This window comes from Streptomyces sp. NPDC058653 (assembly GCF_042716895.1).
GTDB lineage: Bacteria > Actinomycetota > Actinomycetes > Streptomycetales > Streptomycetaceae > Streptomyces.
The window spans coordinates 1-6,778 of sequence record NZ_JBHXRM010000029.1 but is presented as its reverse complement, the minus strand read 5'-3'; the positions used below and the strand labels follow the sequence as shown (position 1 = coordinate 6,778).

6 protein-coding genes are annotated in these 6,778 nt (G+C 67.4%); all 6 read right to left on the bottom strand.

The features are described from left to right. Positions 1–146: 146 nt before the first annotated feature. Positions 147–1,061: an FHA domain-containing protein gene (locus tag ACFWU9_RS23525; protein WP_384321644.1), complete on the bottom strand. Its 915-nt coding sequence runs from the start codon at positions 1,059–1,061 to the stop codon at positions 147–149. Between the two features lie 85 nt (positions 1,062–1,146). Beyond that, positions 1,147–1,989: a DUF881 domain-containing protein gene (locus ACFWU9_RS23520; protein ID WP_384321467.1), complete on the bottom strand. Its 843-nt coding sequence runs from the start codon at positions 1,987–1,989 to the stop codon at positions 1,147–1,149. Between the two features lie 5 nt (positions 1,990–1,994). Then, complete coding sequence (locus ACFWU9_RS23515) at positions 1,995–2,327, bottom strand: small basic family protein (protein ID WP_023543062.1); 333 nt, start codon at positions 2,325–2,327, stop codon at positions 1,995–1,997. Beyond that, positions 2,324–3,253, bottom strand: a complete 930-nt coding sequence (locus ACFWU9_RS23510) for a DUF881 domain-containing protein (protein ID WP_384321465.1) — start codon at positions 3,251–3,253, stop codon at positions 2,324–2,326. The genes ACFWU9_RS23515 and ACFWU9_RS23510 overlap by 4 nt, the downstream gene beginning before the upstream one ends. A gap of 97 nt (positions 3,254–3,350) precedes the next feature. Beyond that, positions 3,351–5,846 carry a sugar phosphate nucleotidyltransferase gene (locus ACFWU9_RS23505; RefSeq protein WP_384321463.1) on the bottom strand — a complete coding sequence of 832 codons (2,496 nt, stop codon included), beginning with the start codon at positions 5,844–5,846 and terminating at the stop codon, positions 3,351–3,353. Between the two features lie 114 nt (positions 5,847–5,960). Next, positions 5,961–6,569 carry a CDP-alcohol phosphatidyltransferase family protein gene (locus tag ACFWU9_RS23500; RefSeq protein ID WP_384321461.1) on the bottom strand — a complete coding sequence of 203 codons (609 nt, stop codon included), beginning with the start codon at positions 6,567–6,569 and terminating at the stop codon, positions 5,961–5,963. Between the last annotated feature and the right edge of the window lie 209 nt (positions 6,570–6,778).

Sequence of the window (6,778 nt, the reverse complement as noted above, 5' to 3'; positions counted from 1 at the left end):
TATTCCCCGCCCCACCCCCTATTTCTACAAAATTTTTTTCGTCGGCCGCTTATTTTGTTTATAAGTGCCGGGTGTTACCCCGGGGGGGGGGGTGCGGGGGCCGCCCCCCCCCGTCGGTGGTCGCAGCATGGACCTTCCCTGAGGGGTCACACGCCCCGCTGGCTCGCGTAGAAGACCAGCCGGTACTTGCCGATCTGGACCTCGTCCCCGTTCGACACCGCGACGGAGTCGATCCGCTCCCGGTTGACGTACGTGCCGTTGAGACTGCCGACGTCGGAGACCGTGAAGTGGCCTTCCGGACTCCTGCGGAACTCGACGTGCCGCCGGGACACGGTGACGTCGTCGAGGAAGATGTCGCTCTGCGGGTGCCTTCCGGCCGTCGTCAGATCGCCGTCCAGCAGGAACCGGCTGCCCGAGTTCGGGCCGCGACGGACGACCAGCAGGGCGGAGCCGATGGGCAGGGCGTCGACCGCGGCCTGGGCCTCGGGCGAGAGCGAGGGAGCGGCCGACTGGCCGGTGGCCTCCGCCTCGTACGCCTCAAGACCTGAGATGGAGATGGTGGAGGTCGTCTCCGAGGGACGCTCGGCCGGGGCCCCGGCCCTCAGCGGCGCACCACAGTTGGAGCAGAACCGACTGTCCTGGGTGTTGCGGTGCCCGCACCTCGTACAAACCGGCAAGGCCGACATGGACGGACCCTCCTGAGCGGGGGGGAACCCTCCACCCGTACTTGAGGTTGATGGTCCACCGAAACCTATGCCGCCAGAACTCGCGGGGTCAACAGGCGACGCGCCATGCCCGCCCGAATTGTCCCCTCCGGGGCCGCCGACCTCATCGCGGAAGAGCGGACGCTCGCCGCCCTGCTCCTCCTCCTGGCCATGACGCGGTGCGCGATGGCGGGCGTTGCCACCCTCCTCGCGTGCGCTCCTGCCGAACAACTTCCCAAACAACTTCACGGGCGATTCCCCTTGACCTGAACAGACCCGCCCGTGGGGCAGGACGAACCCTGAATGAACACACCTGCCGACTCGGACATCTTCACAACGTCCGTAACCATCAGACAGTTTCCACCACGCACCATGCGGAATGTGCGCCGACCCCCCGGAACCTTCTGCCCTGGTCCCCGGGTCCGCATGCGCCCCCGCCCCACTACGACGACGACCGAGCGTAGTCAGGCCGCCGAGCCGGTCGCAAGGCGTCCACGACGATCTCCTCCGACGGCTCCACTGTGGCCGTGGCCTGCTCTCTTTCCAATGTCTGCACCACACCTCCGGGGATGTTGAGCGCGGGCTCCAGATCCTGCGGCTTGCCGATCACCTCGAAACGGTACGGTGCGCCGATCTGCTTCCCGTCCACCTCGATGTCACCGTCGCTACCGGAGAAATATGTCGCGGCGACAACCCGGACCCCGTTCACCTGGATCGCCTCGGCGCCGGCCGCCCGAAGCTCCTGAAGCGCGTCGAGCAGCATGTCCGAGTCGACGTTGCCGCCCTCGTCCCGGACCGTCAGCGTGATTCCGGGGCCCCGGGCGGCGACCGTACCGGCCAGGATGCCGAGCTGCTGCTCCTTCTCCCGCGTCTGCTTGCGCGCCTCCTCGGCCTGGTCCGAACTGGTCTCCAGCTCCGTCTGCTGGTCGTCCAGCCGCTGCTTCTCGTCCTCCAGCCGCTCGGTGCGGCCGTCGAGCTCGTCCAGGATCCGTACGAGGTCCTCCTGGCGCGCGCCGCGCAGAGCGCTGTCGTCGTTGGTCGACCGGACCTGAATCGCCAGCCCCAGCCCCAGGACGAACAGCAGTACAGCGACGATGAGTTGGGCCCGCGTGACCCTCGGGGGCCAGAGGCCGGCCGCCAGCCGCTGACGGCCCGTCATCGGGCGCGGCTCGGGCGGTCCCGGTGACGGTGACGGTGACGGTGAGGTACGCGGATTCTGCGAGTCCTGCGGATTCCGCGGGGTCTGCGGGTTCTGCGGGTTCTGCGGGTTCTCGTCGCTGTTCATCGGCCTCACGCCCGGAACACGTGCCGGCGGATCGCGGCAGCGTTGGAGAAGATCCGGATACCGAAGACGACGACGACACCGGTCGACAGCTGAGCGCCCACCCCGAGCTTGTCGCCGAGGAAGACGATGAGCGCGGCCACCACCACGTTCGACAGGAACGACACCACGAACACCTTGTCGACGAAGATCCCGTCGAGCATGGCCCGCAGCCCCCCGAAGACCGCGTCGAGAGCGGCGACGACGGCGATCGGCAGATAGGGCTCGACCACCGCCGGCACCTCGGGTCGAACCAACAGTCCGACCACGACTCCCACGACGAGGCCAAGTACCGCGATCACGATGTGCCCTTCCCTGTTTCTGCCGTGGCCCCTCCGTCACCCTTCCCCGGGTCGGCGGCCTTCGGCTCTGCTGTACGTACGATCAGGCTCGGCGCGGCAGGAAGGCGCACCGTCTCCTGAGCGGAAATGCTGGTGCGGACACCGAAGTTCTCCTGCAACGAGTGCAGGTACTGGCCGTCGGCACTGTCCTGGAACGCTGTACTCAGGTTCTTCCCGTCCCCCACGGCCAGCACCGTGTACGGCGGCACCAGCGGCTTGTTGTCGACCAGTATGGCCTCACCGGCGGCCCTGATCGCCGAAAGGGCCGTCAGACGCTGGCCGTTGATGGACACCGCCTCCGCCCCGGACTCCCAGAGCCCGTTGACGATCTGCTGCATGTCCCGGTCCCTGACCCGCCCCGTGTCCGAGAAGTTACTGCTCTCCCGGGGCCCGTCGGCGGTCTCGCTCGCGGACTTGGCATCGTCGACGACGAGCTTCACACCCGGCCCCTCGACCTCCGTGGAGCCCGACAGCAGGGCCACCAGCTCGCCCTGTTCACCGCCGTGGTCACGCAGCGCCTCGCGCTGCTGGACGCCCACCTCGTCACGGAGCTTGTCCACGGCCCGTTCGAGACTGTCCGCGGAGGACGTCTCGGCGTCGATCCGCTCGATGAGCTCCTCGCGCTCCTTGGCGACGACCGGAGCGTCGATCCGCGCCTCGGCGGCCCCCACGGTGACGACCAGCGCGGCCAGTACGAGCCCCGCCGCCAGCCCGAGCTTCGCCCGGAGCGTACGGGGCATTCCCCCGTCCTCCGCGTCCCTGCGAGCCGCCGCCTCCGCGTAACCGTCGTCCAGGCTGTGGTCCATCACATTGTTCAGCAGCGACATGGACGCGTCAGGACGCGGGGGTAGTGAGGGTGTACTCCGAACGGGGGGGTGCTGCGGCATGCCGCACATCGTCGCACGGCGCGGTCGCTACCGCCGAATGGCCCCACCGGTGTGCCGGAGGGCGGCGCCCCGCCGCCTCCGGCACACCGTCAGCAGGTCACTGACCTGCGCTGTCCACGACCGCGGACCACTCGTCGAGCAGTGCCTGGGCGGACGCGTCGTCCGGCCCCTCGGCCCACAGATGGGTGACGGCCTCGGCGGGCGCCGGAAGCACCATCACCCACCGTCCGTCGGCCTCCACGACCCGGATGCCGTCGGTCGTGTCGACGTCCCGATCACCGGCCGCCTCCACGACCCGGCGCATGACCAGACCCTTGACGGCCCAGGGCGTCGCCAGATCCCTGCGGAGCACATGGGCGCGCGGGATACGGGCGTCGATCTGGCTGAGCGTGAGCTGGGTACGGGCGACCAGGCCCAGAAGCCTGACGAAGGCCGCCGTACCGTCCAGGAGGCTGCTGAACTCGGGAACGATGAACGCACCACGCCCGTCGCCGCCGAAGATCGTGGAGTCCTCCCGGCCGACCCTGGTGAGGTCGTCGGGCGAGGTGGTCGTCCACTCCACCTGCGTCCCGTGGTACGCGGCGACCTGCTCCGCGATCCTGGTCGTCGTGACAGGAAGGGCGACCCGCCCGCTGCGCCGCTCCGCAGCGACCAGGTCGAGCAGGACCAGCAGCGCGCGGTCGTCCTCGATGATCCGTCCGCGCTCGTCGACCAGCGACAGCCGCTCACCGACGGGGTCGAACCGCACCCCGAACGACGCCCGTGCCGAGGCGACGATCTCGCCCAGCCTGACCAGCCCGGACCTGCGCGACTCGACGGTCTCGGTGGGCCGCGCCTCGTCGAGGCCGGGATTGATGGTCAGCGCGTCCACTCCGAGCCGCCCGAGAAGACTGGGCAGAACGAGCCCGGCGCTGCCGTTGGACGCGTCGACGACAACCTTGAGCCCGGCCTCCGCGATCCCCGTCGTATCGACGTTCCGGAGCAGTGAGCCGGTGTACGAGTCGAAGACGCTCGCGGGGAAGTGCAGGTCCCCGATCTCACCCGGGAAGGCCCTGCGGTACTCCTGCCTCGCATAGACCCGGTCCAGCTTGCGCTGCCCGGCCTGGGAGAGGTCGGCGCCCCGCTCGTCGAAGAACATGATGTCGACGGAGTCGGGCACACCCGGCGTCGTACGGATCATGATGCCGCCGGCGCTGCCCCGCCCTGTCTGCTGCCGGGCGACCGGCAGGGGGACGTTCTCCAGGTCCCGTACGTCGATGGCACTGGCCTGCAGCGCGGAGATGACGGCCCGTTTGAGCGCGCGCGCGCCACGTGAGTGGTCACGCGCGGTGGTGACCGTGGAGCCCTTCTTGAGCGTCGTGGCGTACGCCCCCGCCAGCCGTACGGCCAGCTCGGGCGTGATCTCGACGTTGAGGATTCCGGAGACCCCGCGCGCGCCGAACAGATGCGCCTGGCCCCTGGACTCCCAGATCACGGACGTGTTGACGAACGCGCCGGCCTCGATGGTCTTGAACGGATACACCCGGACATTGCCCTGGATGATCGATTCCTCGCCGACAAGACACTCGTCACCGATGACGGCGCCGTCCTCGATACGGGAGGCGCGCATGATGTCGGTGTTCTTGCCGATCACACAGCCGCGGAGATTGCTGTGCTGACCGATGTAGACGTTGTCGTGCACGACGGCCCGATGGAGAAAGGCCCCGGTCTTGACGACGACGTTCGACCCGATGACGGTGTGCTCTCGGATTTCGGCGTCGGCCTCGACCTTGGCGTAGTCACCGATGTAGAGCGGACCGCGGAGAACGGCGTCGGGATGCACCTCCGCTCCTTCGGCGACCCACACACCGGGCGAGATCTCGAAACCGTCGAGATCGACGTCGACCTTGCCCTCCAGGACATCCGCCTGGGCCTTCACATAACTCTCGTGCGTACCGACGTCCTCCCAGTAACCCTCGGCGATATAGCCGTAGACGGGCTTGCCCTCCTTCATGAGCTGAGGGAAGACCTCGCCCGACCAGTCGACCGAGGTGTCTGCCTCGACGTAGTCGAACACCTCGGGCTCCATGACGTAGATGCCCGTGTTGACGGTGTCCGAGAACACCTGGCCCCAGGTGGGCTTCTCCAGGAAGCGCTCCACCTTGCCCTCTTCGTCCACGATCGTGATGCCGAACTCCAGCGGGTTCGGCACCCGGGTCAGGCACACCGTCACCAGCGCGCCCTTCTCCTTGTGGAAGGCGATGAGGTCCGTCAGGTCGAAGTCGGTGAGAGCGTCACCGGAAATGACGAGAAAAGCATCGTCCTTGAGCGCCTCTTCGGCGTTCTTCACACTCCCCGCAGTGCCGAGCGGCTTCTCCTCATTGGCATAGGTAAGTTCCATTCCAAGCTCTTCGCCATCACCGAAATAGTTCTTCACGAGAGAGGCGAGGAACTGAACGGTGACAACGGTTTCACTGAGTCCGTGCCGCTTGAGCAATCGCAGCACATGCTCCATGATTGGCCGGTTCACCACCGGCAACAACGGCTTGGGCATGCTCGAGGTCATGGGACGAAGGCGCGTGCCTTCGCCGCCAGCCATCACGACGGCCTTCATGTCGGAAGCGTCCTCCTTGAAGAGACGGTCTCGCCGACGTCACCCATCTGGACAGGCCGTATGGCAGGCATCAGGTGCGGGCCGGCGACTCTGCACGGCACCACATCGACGAGCTCAATCGGCCACTCTGTCCGCTCTGACGAGCTGGCGGACCTGGACCACGTAGAGGATCCCTGCCCACCAATAGAGGGTTGTACCCCATCCAGCGAACGCCCATCCGAGAACTTCGGCAAGTGATGCGAGCCATCCGCTCCCGTCGCTGAGTAGCAGCAACGGGAAGGCATACATCAAGTTGAAGGTAGCTGCCTTTCCCAAGAAGTTCACCTGGGGAGGCGGATAGCCGTGCCTGCGGAGGATTCCCACCATCACCAGCAGCATCAGCTCACGGGCCAGCAGCGCCACGGTGAGCCACAGGGGCAGGATCTCGCGCCAGGTCAGACCGACAAGAGTGGAGAGGATGTACAGCCGGTCGGCCGCCGGGTCCAGCAGCCGACCGAGCCCGCTGATCTGGTTCCAGCGGCGCGCGAGCATGCCGTCGAGATAGTCGGTCACCCCGCTGAGCGCCAGGACCAGCAATGCCCAGCCGTCGCTGTTCGGCCCGCCGAACTCCGGACGGAGGATGAGCCACAGGAAGAGCGGCACGCCCAGGAGGCGAGCCATGCTCAGGATGTTGGGGATGGTGAACACCCGATCCGTCTGGACGCGGGTCTCCTGAACCTCCACCCGGGGGCCTCCTGTGCGGGGATGTACCGATGATGCACCCTGACCCTACCCGGACCGATGGCCGGCGGACGCCGTGGGGTTTGGGGTCGGCGTGCGGCCTGTTCGTTTCCGAATGGGTCGTGAACGCGAAAATGCCCCGCACCTGAAGGTGCGGGGCATCCCCACAAAAATTGTTCGGCGGCGTCCTACTCTCCCACAGGGTCCCCCCT